The sequence below is a fragment of the Microcoleus sp. ARI1-B5 genome, assembly GCF_036705795.1.
Taxonomy (GTDB): domain Bacteria; phylum Cyanobacteriota; class Cyanobacteriia; order Cyanobacteriales; family Microcoleaceae; genus Microcoleus.
In genome coordinates this window covers 178586-197751 of record NZ_JAUBVK010000001.1, presented here as the reverse complement: position 1 = coordinate 197751, position 19166 = coordinate 178586, and the positions used below count along the sequence as shown (strand labels likewise).

Genomic DNA, 19166 nt, shown 5'->3' with positions numbered 1-19166 from the left:
CTCCGTCAATATGTCTGAGATTCAAAACAAAGTAATCATTATCACCGGGGCCAGCAGTGGATTGGGTGAGGCGACTGCGAAGCGACTTGCTGCTAGTGGAGCCAAACTGATGTTAGGTGCCCGCCGCGAAGATCGGCTCAAAGAACTGGTTGCAGCGATCGCCCGATCGGGCGGAACTGCAAGCTACCTAGTTACCGATGTGGTCGATCGCGTGCAGGTAGAAGCCTTGGCGAAGGAAACTTTCAGTACCTACGGCCGGATCGATGTGCTAGTCAATAATGCCGGCTTGATGCCGCTCTCTCCCCTCGATCAAATCAAGGTGGAAGAGTGGGATCAAATGATCGATGTCAACATCAAGGGCGTTCTGTATGGGATTGCTGCGGTGCTACCGATTATGCGCCAGCAAAAGTCCGGTCACGTGATTAATGTATCGTCAGTAGCCGGACATAAGGTGTTTCGCGGATCGGCCGTCTACTGTGCCACTAAGTACGCGGTGCGAGCGATCTCTGAAGGGCTGCGACTAGAATCAAACGGTGAAATCCGATCGACTAATATCTCGCCAGGAGCCGTTGCTACTGAGTTGACCAGCACGATTACCGATGCAGATACAGCAGCGAGCATGAATGCAGTTTATGAAATCGCCATTGATGCAGATGCCATTGCTAGGGCGATCGCCTATGCGATCGAGCAGCCCGGTGATGTTGATGTTAATGAAATGATTATCCGTCCGACACGTCAAGAACTTTAGAGTCACAGAACATCATGAAAGAGCGAAAACTCGGCGATCGAGGATTAGTAGTCTCGGAATTAGGACTGGGCTGCATGGGGATGTCCGAGTTCTACGGCACCCCAGATGAAGCAGAATCGATCGCTACCATCCATCGCGCCTTAGAACTGTGACTTTGCTCGACACGGCGGATATGTACGGCGTCGGCCACAATGAGGAGTTAGTCGGTAAAGCAATTAAAGACTGTCGCGATCGAGTGATTATCGCCACCAAATTTGGCAACGTGCGCGGTAGCGACGGCAGCTTTCAGGGCGTCAATGGCAAACCCGAATATGTCCGCTCTTGTTGTGATGCCAGTCTCAAGCGTCTGGGCGTAGATGCGATCGACCTTTATTATCAACACCGAGTCGATCCAAACACTCCGATCGAAGAAACCGTCGGCGCAATGGCAGAGTTAGTCCAAGCCGGAAAAGTTCGCTACCTCGGCCTTTCCGAAGCCGCCAGCGCCACCATCCGCCGCGCCCATGCAGTGCATCCTATTTCCGCACTCCAGACTGAATATTCGCTGTGGAGCCGCGAGCCAGAAGCCGAAATTTTGCCCGCCTGTCGAGAGCTAGGAATTGGGTTTGTGCCTTACAGCCCTCTGGGGCGGGGGTTTCTCACAGGCAAAATCAAGAGCCTCGACACCTTAACGGAGGGAGACTATCGATCGCAAAGATATCCTCGCTTTCAAGCCGACAATCTCCAGCAAAATCTGGAACTCGTCGAGCAAATCGAGCAAATGGCCGCCCAAGCGGGCATCACAGCCGGACAGTTGGCGCTGGCTTGGGTTTTAGCGCAGGGCGAAGACATTGTGCCGATTCCAGGCACCAAACGCCGCACCTATTTAGAAGAAAATATTGCAGCAGCCGATGTGACGCTGACTCAAGCAGAACTAGACCAAATTGCGAAAGCGCTGCCATTAGGAATTGCGGTGGGCGATCGCTACCCCGATATGAGCAGCGTCAATCGTTAGGATTTGGCGAACTTTAAATGCTCTTGTCCCCCCCTTAAGAAGGGGGGTTAGGGGGGATCTCCGGGTCAATAAAACACGCCCTAGCCGCAGCCATCTCAATCTTTTTCGTTGACTTTTTTATTAAGAGAACCAGAGGAATGCAACTCGAATAAATGTAATCTTTGACATCCATGCCTTTAGTAAATGTGAAAAAAAATAGATAAAACTCAAGTCAATCTAGTTCTGAAAATCTACCTAATAAGGAGAAAATCATGACAAATATAATGAGCCGCGAAATTCAGCTAGTCTCCCGCCCCAAGGGGATGCCCACCGCAGATAACTTTACGATCGCCCAAACCCAACTAAAGCCGCTTCAAGACGGGCAGGTACTCGTTCGCAATCTCTACATTTCGGTAGATCCATATATGCGCGGACGCATGAACGAAGGGAAATCCTATGTTCCGCCCTTCGAGTTAGGCAAACCGCTAGAAGGCGGCGCAGTCGGCGAAGTCATCGAGTCGCGCGCCCAGGAATTCAAGCCGGGTGATGTTGTCACTTCCAACTTTGGCTGGCGGGAATACTTCACCGCAGCGCCGAAAGAGTTGCATCCCGTTAGCCGCGAGATTCAACCGCTCTCAGTTTACCTCGGTGCCCTCGGCATGACGGGGATGACGGCTTGGGTAGGGTTAAATTTGGTAGAGGTTAAAGCCGGCGATGTGATTTTTGTTTCCGGAGCCGCCGGTGCGGTGGGAAGTGTGGCCGGACAACTGGCAAAACTGCGCGGATGCCATGTCATCGGGTCAGCCGGTTCAGCGGAGAAAGTCAAGTTTCTGCTGGAAGAATGCGGATTCGATCGCGCCTTCGATTACAATGCCGGCCCTGTTCTCGAACAACTCAACCGGGCGGCCCCGGACGGAATTGATGTTTATTTCGACAATGTAGGAGGCGAAACCCTCGAAGCGGCGCTCTCGGCGTTACGGGTACACGGCCGGATTATCGCTTGTGGTGGCATCTCCGGTTACAACGAGCCGCAGCCGGGCCCTTCCAATCTATTTAACATGATTGGCAAACGGTTGACGATGAAAGGGCTGCTCGTTCGCGATTGGCTCGATCGTCAGGGCGAATTTGAACGGGAAGTGGGCGGCTATTTCCAAGCTGGAAAACTGAAGAACCAGGAAACAGTTGTGGAAGGAATCGATCGGGCTGCGGGCGCGTTCATCGGCCTTTTTGAGGGAAAAAATCTTGGCAAGATGGTGGTGAAGTTGGATTAGGGGGCGACTTTTTGCCTGATGTGTTCGATCGGCTGCAACAAGCATATCTGGTAGATACACGATCGCATAACGGGTTGGGGCTGGATCGAGCGATCGCGTTGGGTATTTGGTAGAGGCGCATTGTCGATCGGTGCAGATCCAAGATTTGGGAGCTGGGAAAGAACGCTACTTTCAGAGCTTTCTTACCTTTGATTTGATAATTAGGTAGAGCTTGATTCCCTGGCTGACAAATGATGATGTGTATCCAATTACAGATAAAATCATCCTCTAAACTGTTCCAATCGATAGATCATATTTACATTGTTTAGTTTTACCATAAAATGACTGTAAACAAAATACACATAGATAATTACAGTGTTCATAAATAACTGGATTTTTACTAATAAAAGCAGTTATTTGTTAAACAGAGGAGAAATTCATGGAAAATACTAATACTTTGTTCGATCAAACTTTCCGCGACAGCGAAGGCAACATTGTCATAGCTCAGCCGCCAAATCTACCACTCACTGTCGGGATTGTAGCTAGTTTATTAAAGCTCATTTTTACAACAGGTCAAATTTATCTAGTGTTGGAGCTAGTAGCTTTTGGCGCCTTGTTTACTTGGGCTTGGGAAGAATTATTTCAAGGCGTTAATTACTTTCGTAGAGCATTAGGTCTGATTGCGCTTGTTGGGCTGATTGCGTCGAAAATTCTCTAAGTACGCAAGCATAAATAAACTCAACATAGAAATCGAAGGTTTTCTCATTACTGAGGTGACTTTTCACAGCCTTTAACTCTATAGCCTGTCTAAATCATTCATACAGATTTGTAGGGGTAGTGCCAAGAGTGGCTACTCCCGGATCGGGGTTGTTCGCGAGGGGATTACCCCTACAAATGGCTCAAGGTGAGTTAATGCGGTTCTTCGCAGAGGCGGCGCGGTATCCCGCTGCCTTCTTACCCAGTCAGGGTGTGTGCTGGGAAGCGATCGATGTTGTATGAGTCAGTTACACAAAATTAAATACTCTCGATACATGAAATTTATTTGACAAAATCTCTAATTTAGATATACAATCTTGTTGTCAAATTATTGGGATAATTCAAATAACATGAACTGGGACAATAACTCAATTGTAATTTATTCCAATTTTCCATTTCATGTAGAAGATTGGTCTCCTCTATCTGTGAATAAAGGTATTGGCGGAAGCGAAGAAGCGATAATTTACTTAAGTCAAGAATTAGTTAAGTTAGGCTACCAGGTTACTGTTTTTAATCGATGCGGTGAGATGGAAGGCGAATATAATGGAGTAGTTTATCAGTCTGTTGATAAATTTAATTCCCAAGATCACTTTAATGTCTTAATCTTTCATCGCGCTTGGACACAACCTATGCTAATGAAAGTGAAAGCCAGAAAAACTGCTGTGTGGATGCACGATAACCCGCAATTATTTCCTCCAGTAGAAGAGTCTCAGCGTTTAGAATTTCTGGCAAGTTTTGACAAAATTTTTATGTTGTCAAATTTTCATAAATCTCTGCTGCCAGACTGGATTCCTGAAGACAAGATATTTTTAACAACCAATGGGATTAATCTCGAAGATTTTAATTTAACAGGAATTACTAGAAATCCCAAGAGATTAATTTCAATTAGTGATTATACAAGAGGTATTGAAAATTTACTTTCTCAATGGGATCGGGTTCTCAAAGAAGTGCCAGATGTTGAATTACATATTTTTTATGGTTGGCAAGGAATTGATGCTTTAATTAATTCACCTTATAGTGATAGGTTTCCACAATTACCAGATAAAAAGAAACAACTTCTACAAATTTTCGCTCAGGAAAATGTCTATGAACATGGCAGAATCGGACACAAAAAATTAGTAGAAGAATTATTTAAATCTGGAATCTGGGTTTATCCTTGTCATACTGCTGTGGAGATTTTCTGTATTAGTGCTTGGAAAGCACAAGCTGCTGGTTGTGTTCCTGTGGTGACAACTTATGCAGGTTTAAATGAAACTGTGAAATCAGGTATCAGAATTAAGGGGCCTGCTGGCGATGAGGAAACTAATAATGCTTTTATTGCAGCAGTGATAGACTTGCTAAAAAATCCTGAGAAACAAGAATCTTTAAGACAGGAAGCATTAGCTCTTAAAGATTCATTTGGCTGGGATAAAGTCGCTCAACAATGGCATCAGGAGTTTATATCCGCTTAAATCAAGTAGAAAATAATGAATCCACAGCCCACATTTTGGAGCTTGTCAAGGGCTCAGGTGATTCAGCAGACGCACAATACAACCGCAGGGCTAAGTCCTCAAGATGGTAAACAAGTCCTGCTTATTTACCATTTTTTTGACGAAAAGGATCGAAACCAGCAACTTCGGCCAGCGTATAAAGCGGGCGGCCCTTCACCTCCTCGTAAATCCGCCCGATATACTGCCCCAAAATCCCAATACTCACCAACTGCACCGCACCCAAAAAGAAAACCGCCATCATCACAATTGTCAAACCAGTTAATGCCGAACCCGGATAGAAAAGACGCCAATACAAAACCAAAAAAGCCATTAACACAGATACAAATGCAGCAAATAATCCCAAATAAATCGAAAGTCGCAGCGGCACCTTTGAAAAAGATACTAAACCGTTCATCGCCAAAGTCAAAGATTTTCTAAACGTATATTTGACCTCGCCAGCAAAACGCGGATCTCGTTCAAACTTAACTGCCGTTTGTTTAAAACCAATCCAAGCGCGCAGTCCCCGAATGTAGCGGTTGCGTTCGGGCATTGCGTTTAGTACCTCCACAACACACCGATCCATCAAACAAAAATCCCCCGTATCTATGGGAATATCAACATCAGCAAGATGGCGCAAAATGCGATAATACATATAAGCTGGCAACCGCTTAAACCAACCTTCTTGACGGCGTTGAGTGCGCTGGGCGTACACAACTTGATACCCGAGCCGCCACTGTTCTACCATATCTATAATTAGCTCTGGCGGGTCTTGCAAATCGCCGTCCATGATGACTACAACTTGACCGATCGAAAAGTTTAAACCAGCAGTTACAGCTATTTGGTGGCCGAAATTGCGCGCCAAACTGAGGTAACAAATTCGCGAGTCTTTTTCGTGCAATTCTCGCAAAATTTCGAGAGAGCGATCGCGGCTGCCGTCGTTGATTAAAATTAATTCTACTGGGCCGTCCATGCGAGCCATCACTGCACTAATTCGCCGGTACAATTCAGCGAGATTTTCTTCTTCGTTATAGATGGGAATTACCAAGGAATATTTAGGTGTATCGTTCATCGCAGTTTCTGTTTAAAAATCGGGTTGTCAACTGTTAAATCAAAAGTTTATTTGTTCACAAACACGCTCAGCGGCTCCATCGACCATTTTTGTATGTAAGTTTGATTTTTGACGACGAGTTCTTTCCCTTGTCTGCCCTCATTTTTTATAGCCGAATAAATTATCGCACAAGGGATAAAACTTTTGTAAGGTTCCGAGTTGAGTTTTTGCTTGACAACTGGATCTATCGTCGAAATGTGTTCGATGCGGGGTGCTGGTTTTCCCGGCTCTGGAAACATTACCCACAAGGGATATTCCCAGACATTTTTCGCCCAAAATGACAGTCCTATATTCGTGCAGTTTTGAGATTTAACAAAATCTACTGCTGTATTGTAAGCAACCTCGATTTTCGGCCGGCTTGCAAAGTAAAGCTCGTGTCTGCTGCTATTAAAAATGTTACCATCTCCCAGGAGAGGTCTAAATTGGTTGTGAAAAATCCAAGGGAGCGACATAAAAATCAGAATCGCGACCAGATAATTCGCTATTTTATGATTTGATAATTGCGATACTGCTAATCCAAATATCGGCGAAAATAATACAAATATTGACAGGTGGTGGCGACCGTGCCAAGGCTGCAATTTTAGGAGAAAACACAGCATTAAAAATATCATTATTACAGAAATTAAATAAGTTACTACTATTTTTTTTTGTCTCAAATTTGGGGTGTTAAATATAAGTGCGATCGCGGCAAATATCAGCCAAAAGTGAATGGGATTTGTAGCTGTGTTTTCATTGAATGACGGTGTAGCGATCGCAAATACTTGTCCGGGAGGCCAAGTGATGCGCGGGTCGTTTGTAGCTACGCCCAGTATTCTGTGCAGGATGTTAATCACTCCCACAATCGCACCGTTAATTCGGGAAATCCTCGTACCGGCTTGCATACCTAAATTTCTAATTACATTAGACAAAAAGGTTGGTAGCGTCAATACTTCAACTTTATATTCTTTAGTAAAATCTTGAGGCGCTCCGATCGCATAGCCGAATAAATCATAATTTCGCCAAAAGTGACCGACATTCAAGACAAAAGTCACAGCGGCTATTATCAAAATTGGTTGCAGCATCTTCCCCCGAAAACCTTTAATTCCTCCTAGAATAAACCAAATAATAAAAGGCAAACAAAATATATAAGCTGTCGTTTTTGTCAAGAGAGCTAGACCCAAACTCGCCCCAATTTTGAAAGTATTAAACCCCGTGATTCCTGCGGCGAGCCCTGCTAAACCGCAGCAAACAAAACACACTACCCAGAAACATACAGCATAATCGTTTTGAGTGCTAGAACCTTGGAGGATACCCATCGGCAAAGTCGCAGCAAAAACAGCAGCAAAAACTTGACCCCGCTTCTTAGCGCCCAGTTGCTTAGCAATTAAAGAAACTGCGATCGCGCTGCCCACCATACTCAACCACTGTACCAAATTAGCATAGCGATCGCCCCCGCTTAAAATCTGAAAGTGCATAATCGCAAACTCAGCCCCCGGCGGGTGATACAACTGCGGCACGTAAGAAGTAGGATAATGCTCGACACTGCGGTTTTGCATCCAGTGAGCAACCCGACTCATGTGATAAGTCATAGAATCCCAATTGTTAGGCGGTGCAACTACAGCAATTAAACCAACCGCAGCAAAAATAAACAATACACCGCCTAGCAACCCCGCTAATACACTAGAAAAGTTCTCCTCTTGACTTTTCTCAACAATTGGCTTAACACTTTGAAATTTTAGATAAACAATCGAGCACAAAATATCTGCTAACAACCACAGCGCCAACACCCACTCAAAAGTCAGCAACCTAAATAAACTTAAAATTTCAGTAGATAAAGCTACAATAACTCCCCACACAATTGCTGCGGACAAAATAGCACTGCGCCAACACTTATCTATTTTCTCAAAAATGAGAAACAAAAGCCCCAGAGCCACCAATGGAATCAAGCCAAATATATCTGTTATCATAGATGTTTAGCCGGACTTTAAAAACTACAATCTTAACCGATAGATTAAAAATCGCATGAAAACCTCCAATTATCTTTGGCAAGCAAATCAAGACTTAAGCGAAGCTTGTCTGCAACATCCCTTTGTTAGGGGCATTGCTGACGGCAGCCTCCCCCAAAATAGTTTTGCATATTACGTTGCACAAGACGCATTTTTTCTGGGAGCATTTGCTCGCGCTTACAGTATCGCTGCGGCAAAAGCACCTGACTGGGAGGGATTTGAAATCCTCCACAATCTCGGCAGCGGCGTTTTAGAAGAATTGCACCTGCATCAAGGATATGCAGCGAAATGGGGTGTAAACTTGCAAGAAGCTAAACCGGGAATTGCTACCCGCCGCTACACGGATTTTTTATTAGCAACAGCCTGGGGAAGCGGTGTAGGTTTGACAGCAGCGGCAATGACTCCTTGCTTGCGGTTGTATGCTTTTTTGGGACAGCAGCTAGCTAAGCCTAATATACCGGAACACGCCTTGAGCGACTGGATTTTCACCTATAGCAGCCCTGAGTTTGAGATTTTAGCTTCACGGCTCGAAAGTTTGGTCGATCGCTACGCAGAAGCGGAGCCCGAAGTAGAAGCAACCTATCGCTACGCTATGCTGTGCGAAAGAGACTTTTTTCAGGCAGCTTGGGAGGTAGATTCAACAGTTGACCTGGGACAGTTGACCTGGGACAGTTTAAGAGCGACCTCTACCTAGAAGGAAGAGGATTGGAGTAAATTAATACCATGCGTGGAAAAAATCTTGCTACAATAGAATTGTTGGGCGGAGCGAACGTCCGGGTTGTTTCGTCCACCCAATGTGTAAGGTGCGGATCTATTAGATATGGCGTGAAATTTAGGGATAGTTCACAGCGACGCACCCTACGATTGCGGCTTTGCAGGATGAGAGGAAAAATGGTATAAGTTTATCCAAAAGATATTCAGAGCGATCGCCCCTAAGCTACCCACAGCCCGATCGCAAATCTGGCCCAAACGTATAGCAGAAATATACCAAACAATCCCATCAACAAATAGGCGCTGCCAAAAATCCACAGAATTCTACTGATAGCAAATATCTGCTGCCTCTGCTCGCATTCCGAGGAATCTCGCCCCCCGAATTAGTAAGGGAAAAAGCAGATAAAAGGCAACAGAAATCCCTCAATACTACAGCGGTACTGCTAATTTTAACGTCCGAGTTTATTGGGAATACCTTCGCAGCCGCCGGGAATAGTCTCTCTCGACTTCGAGCCGCACCAAGCGCAGCAATAATACCGCTGCTCGTCCGACAGCCGCTTGACAGCGGTGAAATCAGCGCGTTCAACCACAGCGCCGGTATATTCGCCCGTTTGATAGTTGGCAAATTCCGTGCGGCTGCGGGGAGATGCAGTTTCTGCCGAGCCGTAGAATAATGTGGCAGCTCTCATGTCAGCGCGAGCGAGATTGGCGTCGTACAAGATAGCGCGGGAGAGGTTTGCTTTGACTAAATCGCACTTGCTGAGATTGGCCCGGACAAGGTTCGCTTCGCTCAACTCCGTCCACCGCAAATCGGTGCCAGCGAGGTCAGCACCCGCTAACATGACGTTTAAATCGATGACGCGGATGCCGCGATCTCTGTCTTCAGCGTAGCCGCCATCGCCGTCAAGGATGGGGCGGCCTAAAAGCCGATCGCGCTTCAGAGGAGTAACCAATCTCGACTGCGACAAAAACCGCAGAATTTTCGCTTTACCTTCAGCATCCACACTGCTCATAATCGCAGCGGTGCGGCCTTCGGCGATCGCCCTTTCCTGCGGCCAATCTTCCAAAAACCCTTGCTCGTCAAGGGCTAAATCCGAAACCCCTTGAAAATAAGCATCGATCGTTTGCTGCTGCGTAATTCGATTTTGCTGAATCGTTAAATCTTTCGAGATCACGTACTGCCGCCAAGCCACATAAACGCCCAAAATTGCGATCAAAATTTGGCCCAAAGCGCCGATTAACTCGCCGAGAGCTCCGATAGCATCCCAGTTGATTTGGATGTTGCGGCTTCCCGGTTCAGTATTAGTACCGCTGAGCATCAGCAAGCCCACAATCCCAGCTAACAGCCCGAAGCAAGAGATGATCAGCGTGCGCCAAGTCGGCGGAATTACCTGCACCCAGATTTTGCCCCAACTCGGCCACATCATCCGCAGCGATATGCCGATCGCACCGACGGCCCCAATTAAGCCGATCCAAATGCTATCGTTAGCCAGTCCTACAATCATCGAGGCGATCGCCGCCAGCGTCAGCACCGAACCCGTCATCTCAGCAGTCGTTTGTGCAGGCTGCTGCGGCAATAAAACCTTGCGAGTTGGAGGCGGCGGCGGCAGCGGTTTTTCCGGTTCAGCAGTAGCGACGATTGTCGCTGATTCCGGCGGCACAGTAGGCATCGCACCGTTAGGGCTTTCTACAGTCACGTTCGACTTAGGAGGATTGGGTTGAGGAGAGTTGGGTTCTGGTGTCATGCGTTGAGGCAAATTCTAACTTTAACAGGTCACTAAAACGATTTTAACCAACCAAGCACGATTCTAGATAGCATTACAATAGAAATATCCAGTAATTACACTCAAAGAGGTAAAATAATATGACCCTGGTACTCCCCAATCTTCAAGGAAAACAAATGGGTCAAGTTTTGACAACAATCGCCGTCACGAATCGCATCGATCAAGTTCTCGCTGAGCGCGGGTTCATTCCTGCGGGTGAAATTCGTTCATTCACTCTCGACAAAGTTCTAGTCGATACTGGAGCCACTCTGCTTGCCTTACCAGCTCCCATTATCAGCCAGTTGGGTTTAATCCAGCTTGGAGAAACCAATGTAGAAACTGCTGCGGGAATCAGAAAAGGGCGGATATTTCAAGATATTATGCTGGAAGTTGAAGGGCGACAAGCAGTGTTTGACTGCCTGGAAATGCCCGAGGGAGTTGATGCAGTTTTGCTGGGCGTAATTCCGATGGAAAGACTAGGCTTAGAACCCGATTTTAAAAATCAACGACTGCGAGTATTGCCGATGAACAGTCAGCAAACATATCTAATGAGTTAGCACATCCGTTCGTATTGAGGACTTTAGTCCTTATTCAAGATTTCATAAGAAAGGACTAAAGTCCTAACTACAAACCATTTTCATCAACAGTATTTACCATACATCTAGCGAGCCAAGTAAGCCTTGACTAAATACACACCAACCGTCCCCAAAATCACAACAATTATTCCCAAAAGCAACTCCATGCTCAACCTTTGAGCATTACCCAAAGCCACAAGAATTTGCTGCCGCACTATAAAAGCAAACAGCCAGCAAATCTCCGCTTTCAGCCAAACCAAAAGGCTTCGCCCCAAGAGATATTGCCTGCGCGCATTTTCCTGAGTAATCCGCACCGGATAGTTAAAAGTATGCCGATAGCGCGATACGGCAGTTAAAACCACAAAAATAATAGCAGCCACTGCCGGCAGCATCCAAATCATCACCTTGTCGCCCAAAGCATCAGGCTGCCCCCCCAAGCCGAAATGAATCGGAATCCGATCGGGCAAAACCCCCCAAAATTGTACGATCGGCAAAATCGACACTACAATGGCGATCGCCCCCGCGAGCTCTACCGCCAAATCAGCAGGCGAAAGCCCCAGAGAAATAACAGGCCGTTGGTTTGGTGCGTTTCCAGTCATGGCTACTTAAAATTAGATTAATATTGAAAATAATAGTATTGGTTCCAATTGCATCCCCCAGCAGCTATCGTTGGGGATTTCCAAACATCTCGCGAGGTTTTATGACGGCTCAGGTTTTGGTTGAAAAGAAAAAGTTAGAAAAACCGCCCCTAACAATACACACTTTAGGCGATCGCGTCCTGCGGCAGCCAGCAAAGCGCGTCAACAGCGTCGATGCAGAAATTCGGCAGCTAGTCCGAGAAATGCTGCAAACCATGTACAGTGCCGACGGCATCGGTTTGGCCGCCCCCCAAGTCGGAGTCAACAAACAAGTAATCGTGCTCGACTGCGAACCGGACAATCCCGCCACACCCCCATTGGTTTTGATCAACCCCACCATCAAAAGTAGCAGCGGCGATATCTGCATCTTACAAGAAGGGTGTTTGAGCATTCCGGGAGTCTATTTAGAAGTCAAACGCCCAGAAGTCATTGAAGTGTCATATCGCGACGAATTCGGTCGCCCGCAAACCCTGAAAGCGACAGATTTATTGTCGAGGGCGATTCAGCACGAAATGGATCACCTCAACGGAGTGCTGTTTGTAGATAGAGTAGAAAACAAGCTCGCACTCAATGAAGAATTAGTCAAGAACAAATTTTCGCCAAAGGCAGTAAAATCAGTATGATGGCAGGAACTCCAAAAAGTGGTTTATTGTTAGCTCTTTCGTGCATCACTGCGATCGCCGCAGTCGGCTCAATCTTTGAGCTATCTTCGGGAGAAGCTCAACTCGGCAACGTAGTTACCGGCATCATCCTCGCCCTCAGCATACCGCTCACAGGCATATTTTTCTATGCAGCCGTTCAGGATGCCAGAGCAAATCTCTAAGCAGAGTTAGGAGTCATTAGTCAAATGACTGATGACTGATGACTGATGACTAATAACTAATGACTAATGAAATCGGATTTCTGCGACAAGTGCCCGCCAAAGGCGCTGCGGGAGGCCCAGCGTCCAAGTACCAACTTTCTGAATACGGGGAAGTGGCCATCGGACGCGATCGCAATTGTCAAATAGCTTTAGAGTCGATCGCCCACGGCATGGTTTCCCGCCGCCACGCCGCAGTCCGTCCCCTGACTCAGGGTAATGGGACGAGATGGCAAATTTGCGACCTCAACAGCGCTAACGGAACTTATATCAACGGCCAAAAGCTCGAAGGCTGCCAAACTTTAGAAACAGGCGATCGCATCAGTCTCGGCCAAGACGGCCCAGAATTCATCTTTGAATCTCCCGCAACCCCACACCCAACTAAACCCCGATTCCCCGCCACAAAAACTGGCAATTTTGCAGTCAGTGAAAAAGACGCTCTCACTTTAACTCAATTATTCCCGATCGCCTCCACAGGCAAACAATTAAGCCAAAAAGCCTACTTATATCCAGGTATTGCCACAGTTATTTTTGTCGTGTCGATGTTTGTCGCCGTCGGAAATTCCGCAGCCTTCAACTTTCTGCTGTCAGCTTACCTCGCCGGTGCCGCTTACTACTTCATATATCAACTGTGCGGCAAACACAAGCCTTGGTGGGTATTGCTCGGCACAGCTTTAGCTACAGTCTTGATATTGCTGGGCCCCTTATTGATGGGATTTATATTAGTATTCAGAGAGATTTTGCCCGGTCGCTTGCCCGCAGAAGGCGAAGAAATTAGTTTTTTGCCTTTTTTAATCAGAATGTTCTTCGGGGCGGGTCTAATGGAAGAATTGCTGAAAGCCTTGCCCGTTTTGGGAGCTTTGCTCCTGGGAAATTGGCTCAAAAATCCGTGGCGCGATCGCATCGGCGTTTGGGAACCTTTAGACGGAATTCTGTTAGGAAGTGCTTCAGCAGTCGGCTTTACACTATTAGAAACTCTGGGGCAGTACGTTCCCAATATCATCCAAAATGTCACCCTGCAAGCAGGGCCGGAAGCCGGACAATTAGTAGGATTGCAGTTGCTAATTCCCCGAATTTTGGGCTCCGCAGCCGGACACATGGCTTACAGCGGCTATTTGGGATATTTTATCGGTTTGAGCGCCCTCAAACCCAGGAAGCGCTGGCCAATTTTGGGCGTAGGTTATTTTAGCGCTTCCGCACTTCATGCTTTGTGGAATGCGTCGGGTGCTGTCAGCGTGCTTTTGTTGGCCTTGGTGGGAGTTTTGTCCTATGCGTTTTTGGTAGCCGCCATTTTGAAAGCCCGGGCTCTGTCTCCGAATCGATCGCAAAATTTTGCAACTCGAATATCTTCTGAAAAATGATTGCTGAGTGCTTAATTGTTAACAGCCGCGCGCCAAACAGCCATTTTTTTCTTGTGTTTTAACCAGCTTAAACCTGCCAATGCTAAAGCTGTCCCTCCAGCGGTGATTGGTTCTGGAACTGGTTCGGCTGCGGTATCCACTAGGGTGTAAGAAACCTTCGCATCGTTGATAATTCTACGTCCGTCTATGGCAAGAACACGCTCCCTGTTGCTAATTATTGTCTCACGATACCCCGAGAAATAAGATGTCCACCTATCAGGACTGCTCACCCCGTTGGTAGCCATAGACCAAGATGCCCTGCTGTCATATTTGACGTAAAAAGGCTTTCCTGGTACGTCGGGAAGGTCAATTTCTCTAATCTCTGTTTCGCCGTCGCCTGTTTGCAGTCCGCGAAAATCCCCTTGAAAAAATAAAGCTATAGCCCCTGCTAAATCGTAGTATTTTTTAGAGACAGAGGCCGTGATAAAGGTGTTAAATCTTCCCTCACCAACTGCAATTTGTTCAGCTCCTATTCCTGTCAGTGAGGAATTACTCAACTTAAAAAAACCACTACCTGCACCCTGTTCCACTTGAAAATTGTAGGTGAGGACGGCGGCTTGTGCTTTGTCAACTCCAGCCACTGACACCGCTGCAAAACTTAAAATTGTGCTGGCGATCGTACTTCCCAATCTCTGCTTTTGTTTCTGATTCATGGTTGGCCTCATCAGATTTTACCTAAGCGTAGTTTATTGCACTGGGCGATCGCCAGTAAGTATGCCCATTCTTAACATAAATTCTTTTGAATTCAAACATTGCCAAATCTAAATCTCGAATTACTACGGATGCGAGCCGGACAAAGTTTGTATGATTTGTTACTTGTTAACTCTTAATTTTTGACCGAAACAAGAGAAATGTTCGATCGTCCCACAAAAATATTTCTACGGGTTTTTGTGGTGACGATGCTGCGGGCGATTGGGCCAATAGGGATAGCTACGCTTCACGCATTTTAGGTGCATATTTCATGAATTTTGTCAATACGCAATTCCCAAAAATTCGATCGGGTTCCGGATGCCACCTGCCATCTGCCGTCTCGCTTCTGCCGTCTGCCGTCTGCCTTCTGCCGTCTGCCGTCTGCCGTCTGCCTTCTTCGTTCTCTTAGAAATTCTTCACAAATAGTTTGACTGTGGTACTATCTGGATGGCTGTGAGTAGCTTAGGGAAGCCAACGGGCTTGATTCCTGTGGTGGAGGAGAATCCAGGAGTGCTAGATAGGATGTCATTGGGATACGCAAACGTTTTCGCCCACCGAAGTCAACCCGAACCCCTCCGCATTGGGGTCATTGGGGTTGGCAATATGGGCCAGCACCACACGCGAGTTCTGAGCTTGCTCAAAGATATCGAACTTGTGGGTGTTGCAGACATAAATGTAGAGCGGGGAATTGATGTAGCAAGCAAATACCGGGTTCGCTTCTTTGAAGACTACCGGGATTTGCTCGCCCACGTAGATGCAGTTTGCGTCGCCGTTCCAACTCGCCTGCACCACCCTGTGGGGATGTCTTGTCTCCAAGCGGGTGTTCACGTTTTAATTGAAAAGCCGATCGCGGCTAGCATTGCTGAAGCCGAATCTTTGGTCAATGCGGCTGCTGAAGCCCACCGGATTTTGCAAGTGGGTCACATCGAGCGCTTCAATCCAGCTTTTCAGGAACTCGGCAAAGTGCTGAAAACTGAAGAGCTACTGGCATTGGAAGCTCACCGGATGAGTCCCTATTCCCAGCGGGCTAACGACGTATCGGTAGTTTTGGATTTAATGATCCACGACATCGACTTGCTCCTGGAATTGGCAGATTCCTCAGTGGTGAAGCTGACAGCCAGCGGCAGCAGGGCCTCAGATTCAGGTTATTTAGACTACGTGACAGCGACGCTGAACTTTGCTAACGGCATTGTCGCCACTCTGACTGCCAGCAAGGTGACGCACCGCAAACTCCGTTCAATCGCGGCTCACTGCAAGAATTCTTTGACAGAGGCAGATTTTCTCAACAACGAAATCTTGATTCACCGACAAACAACCGCCAATTACGTGACGGATTACGGTCAGGTGCTTTACCGTCAAGATGGGTTGATCGAGAAAGTTTACACCAGCAATATTGAACCGCTCCACGCAGAATTGGAGCATTTTATTAATTGCGTGCGGGGTGGAAATCAGCCTTCTGTGGGAGGAGAACAAGCTCTCAAAGCTCTGCGGCTTGCGAGTTCGATCGAGCAAATGGCTCTCGACGGTCAAGCTTGGTATCCGAAAGAGCTAGAGCCTACTTTGCAAGTTAGCTAAATCTAGACAAATCGTGTCGTTTCCGGGTGCTTCTACAGTTTGGGTTTGTTGTTCGCTCTTCTAGAGTAACTGTTCGGGCGCAACCGGATTCGATGTCAGTCGATTTGAGATTTGAGATAGACTCCACATCCTCAATTGGGGGATTAAACTGTCGATGTGAGATTTGAAGTTTGAGATAGACTCCACATCCTTAATTGGGGGATTAAACTGTCGATGTGAGATTTGAGATTGACTTGCAGCTTTGAATCTAGGGGCTTGAACTAAGGTTTAAACTTTTTTGCTCTCCCCAACCTAAGTCGGGGGCAAGTATCTATGTTTGGGTGAAGTCACGATTTAGGCGAAAAAAGAGCAACTATTTGACGACCGATCGTTTTGCTAACTAGCTGATTTCCTTGAGGACTGAGGTGAATGCTGTCTCTATACAAAGTTGAAATTTGAGCCGCACAATTGAAAATGGGAAGAAAATCTATGTAAGTAATTTTCTCGCGTTCGACGAGTTCGGCGAGACGCTCTCTAGCCTTGACTTCCCAGTCGCGAGGGCCCGAGTCGCCGAATTCGCCCCGCTTGGGCGTCACGGCTAGCAAAAACTTGACGTTGGCGGATACAGCTATTTTCTGGATTTGGCAAATAGCTTCTAAGTTGCAACCGACTAGATCCCCGCTTTCGGGGGAGGGTGCTGCAAATTGGCTCCCCGGCACTGTTGGTAGCAGGTAGCGGCTCAATAACTCTAGTGTGGCCGATCGAGGTTGGCGCGAGGGATAAGATCGATCGCGCCCCACCACCAGAGCACAGGGAGCCGATGCAAACAAATCGTCCGTATTCAGCAGCAACACCAAAACCTTTGCTCCAAAAACACCGAACCGCTTGGCGTAAGCCAGTTGATTCCTCGGCCCCCAAGAATTGGCTGAGGCGTTGAGAACTTCAAAATCCGAATAGTTGACTTTTGCACCTGATTGTGCATCGCTCGCCAGATGCTGTACTTGCAGCCTCAACAGCCGAGCCATAATTTCCGAGATGGTATCTGTCTGATGCGTCCACCAACCGCCGTTGGCGACAGAATCTCCCAACAGCAAGACGCGCAGAGTTTCGGGATCGGGACTTGGGGCGATCGCTCCAGTACGCATCGAATACTCGTTAATCTCAATCCGGTTAGCCAAGCGGCGCACCCTCTGGTTGGGCGCCAACAAATAGCCGCACTCGGCATCGGCAATGTAAATCAAGGGATTGCCAAAACCCAGCAGCACCCGCAGCAGCACTTCGATTGCTGCCCACAATCCGGAGGTGAGGGCCAAAACGATCAGAACAACTTTCAACAATTAACCTCGATCGAAAACGGATACCGTGCCACGTACAATCGTCGTGGATCTCCCAAAATTTTAGACTCCCGTTCAAGCCCCCAGATTCATGTGTGGGGTAAATCTACAGTTCAAGCTCCCAATGCAGAGTCAATCTCACCTGGAGAATGGAAAATCCACAGTTCAATCTCCCAGACTGCAATGCTGCGAGTCAAATCTAAAATCTAAAATTTTAAATCTAAAATCGACTAACTGCTGCTGAATTCGGGGTTTTAGCAACTTGACGGCGCGATTGAGTCATCCGAATCGCCCCCGTGGATATAGAATTCTAGAATATACCGTCAAAACCCGCCGTCAGCCGTCAGTGAACTTGGTGGTTTCAGGAAACCCGTGGACTTAAAACAAATATTCAAAACGCCGAATCCCATAATCGGTGTCGTACATTTACAGCCTTTGCCAACTTCTCCCCGCTGGGGCGGGAACCTCAAAGCTATTATCTCAAGAGCCGAGCAAGAGGCTACAGCGCTGGCTTCTGGCGGCGCAAACGGTATCATAGTCGAGAACTTTTTCGACGCTCCTTTTGCCAAAGACAGCGTAGATCCGGCTGTGGTAAGTGCCATGACTCTGGTAGTCGAGAGGCTAACCAATCTCGTGACGCTGCCGATCGGCGTTAACGTGCTGCGAAACGACGCCCACAGCGCGATCGCCATCGCCTCCTGCACGGGAGCCCAATTCATCCGCGTCAACGTCCTCAACGGCATCATGGCTACAGACCAAGGCTTAATTGAAGGCCAAGCACACCAGCTACTGCGCTACCGCCGGGAATTGGGCAGCGATGTCAAAATATTAGCAGACGTGTTAGTCAAGCACGGGCGACCCCTGGGCAGCCCCAACTTGACCACAGCAGTCTCTGAGACGATCGGGCGCGCTTTAGCCGACGCCGTAATCCTTTCCGGCTGGACAACCGGCAGCCCTCCCAATCTCGAAGACTTAGAACTCGCGAGTGCAGCAGCGGCGGGAATTCCAGTTTTCATCGGCAGCGGCGCCTCGTGGGAGAACATTTCTACCCTCATGCAAGCCGCCGACGGCGTAATTGTTTCGAGCTCCCTAAAGCGAAACGGGCGCATCGAGCAGCCGATCGATCCGATCCGCGTCAGTCAGTTTGTAGAAGCCGCCCGCCGCAGCTTGTCCCAGAAAGAGCGCGAACAGGAAAACAGAGACACTAATGGCTCAAGAGGGCCCACACCGGAACCGGGCAAAGTCGGAAGTAAAACGTAAAATGGGTAATTGGGAATGGGCAAAGCGTGTCAACTTAAGTATGAAACCTGAGACATCTCGCTTTTATTCGAGGCCAGATCCCCCTCGCATCCC

The 19166-nt window shown here is 47.5% G+C and carries 20 protein-coding genes; 14 read left to right on the top strand and 6 right to left on the bottom strand.

The window, feature by feature from the left end:
- Positions 1–10: 10 nt before the first annotated feature.
- The 7 genes from QUB63_RS00895 to QUB63_RS00865 all read left to right on the top strand — a co-directional run bounded on the left by QUB63_RS00895 (position 11) and on the right by QUB63_RS00865 (position 5178).
- Positions 11–748: an SDR family oxidoreductase gene (locus tag QUB63_RS00895; protein WP_332942880.1), complete on the top strand. Its 738-nt coding sequence runs from the start codon at positions 11–13 to the stop codon at positions 746–748.
- 14 nt (positions 749–762) lie between these two features.
- On the top strand, positions 763–900 hold the full coding sequence (locus QUB63_RS00890) for a hypothetical protein (RefSeq protein ID WP_332942879.1): 138 nt from the start codon (positions 763–765) through the stop codon (positions 898–900).
- Positions 897–1742, top strand: a complete 846-nt coding sequence (locus QUB63_RS00885) for an aldo/keto reductase (RefSeq protein WP_332942878.1) — start codon at positions 897–899, stop codon at positions 1740–1742. The genes QUB63_RS00890 and QUB63_RS00885 overlap by 4 nt, the downstream gene beginning before the upstream one ends.
- 251 nt (positions 1743–1993) lie before the next feature.
- On the top strand, positions 1994–2992 hold the full coding sequence (locus QUB63_RS00880; protein ID WP_332942877.1) for an NADP-dependent oxidoreductase: 999 nt from the start codon (positions 1994–1996) through the stop codon (positions 2990–2992).
- Between the two features lie 418 nt (positions 2993–3410).
- A complete protein-coding gene (locus QUB63_RS00875; protein ID WP_332942876.1) occupies positions 3411–3689 on the top strand; it encodes a hypothetical protein in 279 nt (92 codons plus the stop codon).
- 176 nt (positions 3690–3865) lie between these two features.
- A complete protein-coding gene (locus QUB63_RS00870; RefSeq protein ID WP_332942875.1) occupies positions 3866–3970 on the top strand; it encodes a DUF6544 family protein in 105 nt (34 codons plus the stop codon).
- Positions 3971–4077: 107 nt separating this feature from the next.
- On the top strand, positions 4078–5178 hold the full coding sequence (locus tag QUB63_RS00865) for a glycosyltransferase family 4 protein (protein ID WP_332942874.1): 1101 nt from the start codon (positions 4078–4080) through the stop codon (positions 5176–5178).
- Between the two features lie 121 nt (positions 5179–5299).
- Here QUB63_RS00865 and QUB63_RS00860 read toward each other — a convergent pair whose 3' ends face one another.
- Both QUB63_RS00860 and QUB63_RS00855 read right to left on the bottom strand, forming a co-directional pair.
- Positions 5300–6265, bottom strand: coding sequence for a glycosyltransferase family 2 protein (locus QUB63_RS00860; protein WP_332942873.1), 966 nt, complete (start codon positions 6263–6265; stop codon positions 5300–5302).
- A gap of 47 nt (positions 6266–6312) precedes the next feature.
- Positions 6313–8250 carry a glycosyltransferase family 39 protein gene (locus tag QUB63_RS00855; protein ID WP_332942872.1) on the bottom strand — a complete coding sequence of 646 codons (1938 nt, stop codon included), beginning with the start codon at positions 8248–8250 and terminating at the stop codon, positions 6313–6315.
- 55 nt (positions 8251–8305) lie between these two features.
- Here QUB63_RS00855 and QUB63_RS00850 point away from each other — a divergent pair, with 55 nt between their 5' ends.
- The gene (locus tag QUB63_RS00850; RefSeq protein WP_332942871.1) at positions 8306–8983 is read left to right on the top strand and encodes a TenA family protein; all 678 of its coding nucleotides are present in this window, start codon (positions 8306–8308) and stop codon (positions 8981–8983) included.
- A 466-nt stretch (positions 8984–9449) separates the two neighbouring features.
- Here QUB63_RS00850 and QUB63_RS00845 read toward each other — a convergent pair whose 3' ends face one another.
- Positions 9450–10745, bottom strand: coding sequence for a pentapeptide repeat-containing protein (locus QUB63_RS00845; protein ID WP_332942869.1), 1296 nt, complete (start codon positions 10743–10745; stop codon positions 9450–9452).
- A gap of 119 nt (positions 10746–10864) precedes the next feature.
- Between QUB63_RS00845 and QUB63_RS00840 the strand changes: the two genes are divergently transcribed.
- A complete protein-coding gene (locus QUB63_RS00840) occupies positions 10865–11320 on the top strand; it encodes an aspartyl protease (protein WP_332942867.1) in 456 nt (151 codons plus the stop codon).
- Positions 11321–11424: 104 nt separating this feature from the next.
- Here the strand turns inward: QUB63_RS00840 and QUB63_RS00835 are convergent, their stop codons facing one another.
- On the bottom strand, positions 11425–11937 hold the full coding sequence (locus QUB63_RS00835) for a DUF1648 domain-containing protein (protein WP_332942865.1): 513 nt from the start codon (positions 11935–11937) through the stop codon (positions 11425–11427).
- 101 nt (positions 11938–12038) lie between these two features.
- Here QUB63_RS00835 and def point away from each other — a divergent pair, with 101 nt between their 5' ends.
- The 3 genes from def to QUB63_RS00820 are packed head-to-tail and all read left to right on the top strand — an operon-like array spanning position 12039 to position 14196.
- Positions 12039–12599: a peptide deformylase gene (def, locus tag QUB63_RS00830; protein ID WP_332942863.1), complete on the top strand. Its 561-nt coding sequence runs from the start codon at positions 12039–12041 to the stop codon at positions 12597–12599.
- Complete coding sequence (locus tag QUB63_RS00825; protein WP_293187114.1) at positions 12599–12799, top strand: hypothetical protein; 201 nt, start codon at positions 12599–12601, stop codon at positions 12797–12799. The genes def and QUB63_RS00825 overlap by 1 nt, the downstream gene beginning before the upstream one ends.
- A 59-nt stretch (positions 12800–12858) precedes the next feature.
- On the top strand, positions 12859–14196 hold the full coding sequence (locus QUB63_RS00820) for a PrsW family glutamic-type intramembrane protease (RefSeq protein ID WP_332942862.1): 1338 nt from the start codon (positions 12859–12861) through the stop codon (positions 14194–14196).
- 11 nt (positions 14197–14207) lie between these two features.
- On the opposite strand, the gene QUB63_RS00815 is transcribed toward QUB63_RS00820, so the two are convergent.
- A complete protein-coding gene (locus QUB63_RS00815) occupies positions 14208–14888 on the bottom strand; it encodes a PEP-CTERM sorting domain-containing protein (RefSeq protein WP_332942861.1) in 681 nt (226 codons plus the stop codon).
- Between the two features lie 559 nt (positions 14889–15447).
- Between QUB63_RS00815 and QUB63_RS00810 the strand changes: the two genes are divergently transcribed.
- On the top strand, positions 15448–16500 hold the full coding sequence (locus QUB63_RS00810) for a Gfo/Idh/MocA family oxidoreductase (protein WP_332943256.1): 1053 nt from the start codon (positions 15448–15450) through the stop codon (positions 16498–16500).
- Positions 16501–16826: 326 nt separating this feature from the next.
- Here the strand turns inward: QUB63_RS00810 and QUB63_RS00805 are convergent, their stop codons facing one another.
- Positions 16827–17813: an SGNH/GDSL hydrolase family protein gene (locus QUB63_RS00805; protein ID WP_332942860.1), complete on the bottom strand. Its 987-nt coding sequence runs from the start codon at positions 17811–17813 to the stop codon at positions 16827–16829.
- A gap of 372 nt (positions 17814–18185) precedes the next feature.
- On the opposite strand from QUB63_RS00805, the gene btpA reads away from it, so the two are divergent.
- Positions 18186–19073 carry a photosystem I biogenesis protein BtpA gene (gene btpA, locus QUB63_RS00800; protein ID WP_332942859.1) on the top strand — a complete coding sequence of 296 codons (888 nt, stop codon included), beginning with the start codon at positions 18186–18188 and terminating at the stop codon, positions 19071–19073.
- Positions 19074–19166: the final 93 nt, after the last annotated feature.

Excerpts from the sequence above, each read along its gene's own strand:
- QUB63_RS00825 (WP_293187114.1), top strand. The coding sequence starts at position 12,599 with ATGGCAGGAACTCCAAAAAGTGGTTTATTGTTAGCTCTTTCGTGCATC.
- def (WP_332942863.1), top strand. The coding sequence starts at position 12,039 with ATGACGGCTCAGGTTTTGGTTGAAAAGAAAAAGTTAGAAAAACCGCCC.
- QUB63_RS00835 (WP_332942865.1), bottom strand. The coding sequence starts at position 11,937 with ATGACTGGAAACGCACCAAACCAACGGCCTGTTATTTCTCTGGGGCTT.
- QUB63_RS00890 (WP_332942879.1), top strand. The coding sequence starts at position 763 with ATGAAAGAGCGAAAACTCGGCGATCGAGGATTAGTAGTCTCGGAATTA.
- QUB63_RS00855 (WP_332942872.1), bottom strand. The coding sequence starts at position 8,250 with ATGATAACAGATATATTTGGCTTGATTCCATTGGTGGCTCTGGGGCTT.
- QUB63_RS00880 (WP_332942877.1), top strand. The coding sequence starts at position 1,994 with ATGACAAATATAATGAGCCGCGAAATTCAGCTAGTCTCCCGCCCCAAG.
- QUB63_RS00815 (WP_332942861.1), bottom strand. The coding sequence starts at position 14,888 with ATGAATCAGAAACAAAAGCAGAGATTGGGAAGTACGATCGCCAGCACA.
- QUB63_RS00860 (WP_332942873.1), bottom strand. The coding sequence starts at position 6,265 with ATGAACGATACACCTAAATATTCCTTGGTAATTCCCATCTATAACGAA.
- QUB63_RS00810 (WP_332943256.1), top strand. The coding sequence starts at position 15,448 with ATGTCATTGGGATACGCAAACGTTTTCGCCCACCGAAGTCAACCCGAA.
- QUB63_RS00820 (WP_332942862.1), top strand. The coding sequence starts at position 12,859 with ATGACTAATGAAATCGGATTTCTGCGACAAGTGCCCGCCAAAGGCGCT.
- QUB63_RS00865 (WP_332942874.1), top strand. The coding sequence starts at position 4,078 with ATGAACTGGGACAATAACTCAATTGTAATTTATTCCAATTTTCCATTT.
- QUB63_RS00840 (WP_332942867.1), top strand. The coding sequence starts at position 10,865 with ATGACCCTGGTACTCCCCAATCTTCAAGGAAAACAAATGGGTCAAGTT.
- QUB63_RS00870 (WP_332942875.1), top strand. The coding sequence starts at position 3,866 with ATGGCTCAAGGTGAGTTAATGCGGTTCTTCGCAGAGGCGGCGCGGTAT.
- QUB63_RS00875 (WP_332942876.1), top strand. The coding sequence starts at position 3,411 with ATGGAAAATACTAATACTTTGTTCGATCAAACTTTCCGCGACAGCGAA.
- QUB63_RS00845 (WP_332942869.1), bottom strand. The coding sequence starts at position 10,745 with ATGACACCAGAACCCAACTCTCCTCAACCCAATCCTCCTAAGTCGAAC.
- QUB63_RS00850 (WP_332942871.1), top strand. The coding sequence starts at position 8,306 with ATGAAAACCTCCAATTATCTTTGGCAAGCAAATCAAGACTTAAGCGAA.
- QUB63_RS00895 (WP_332942880.1), top strand. The coding sequence starts at position 11 with ATGTCTGAGATTCAAAACAAAGTAATCATTATCACCGGGGCCAGCAGT.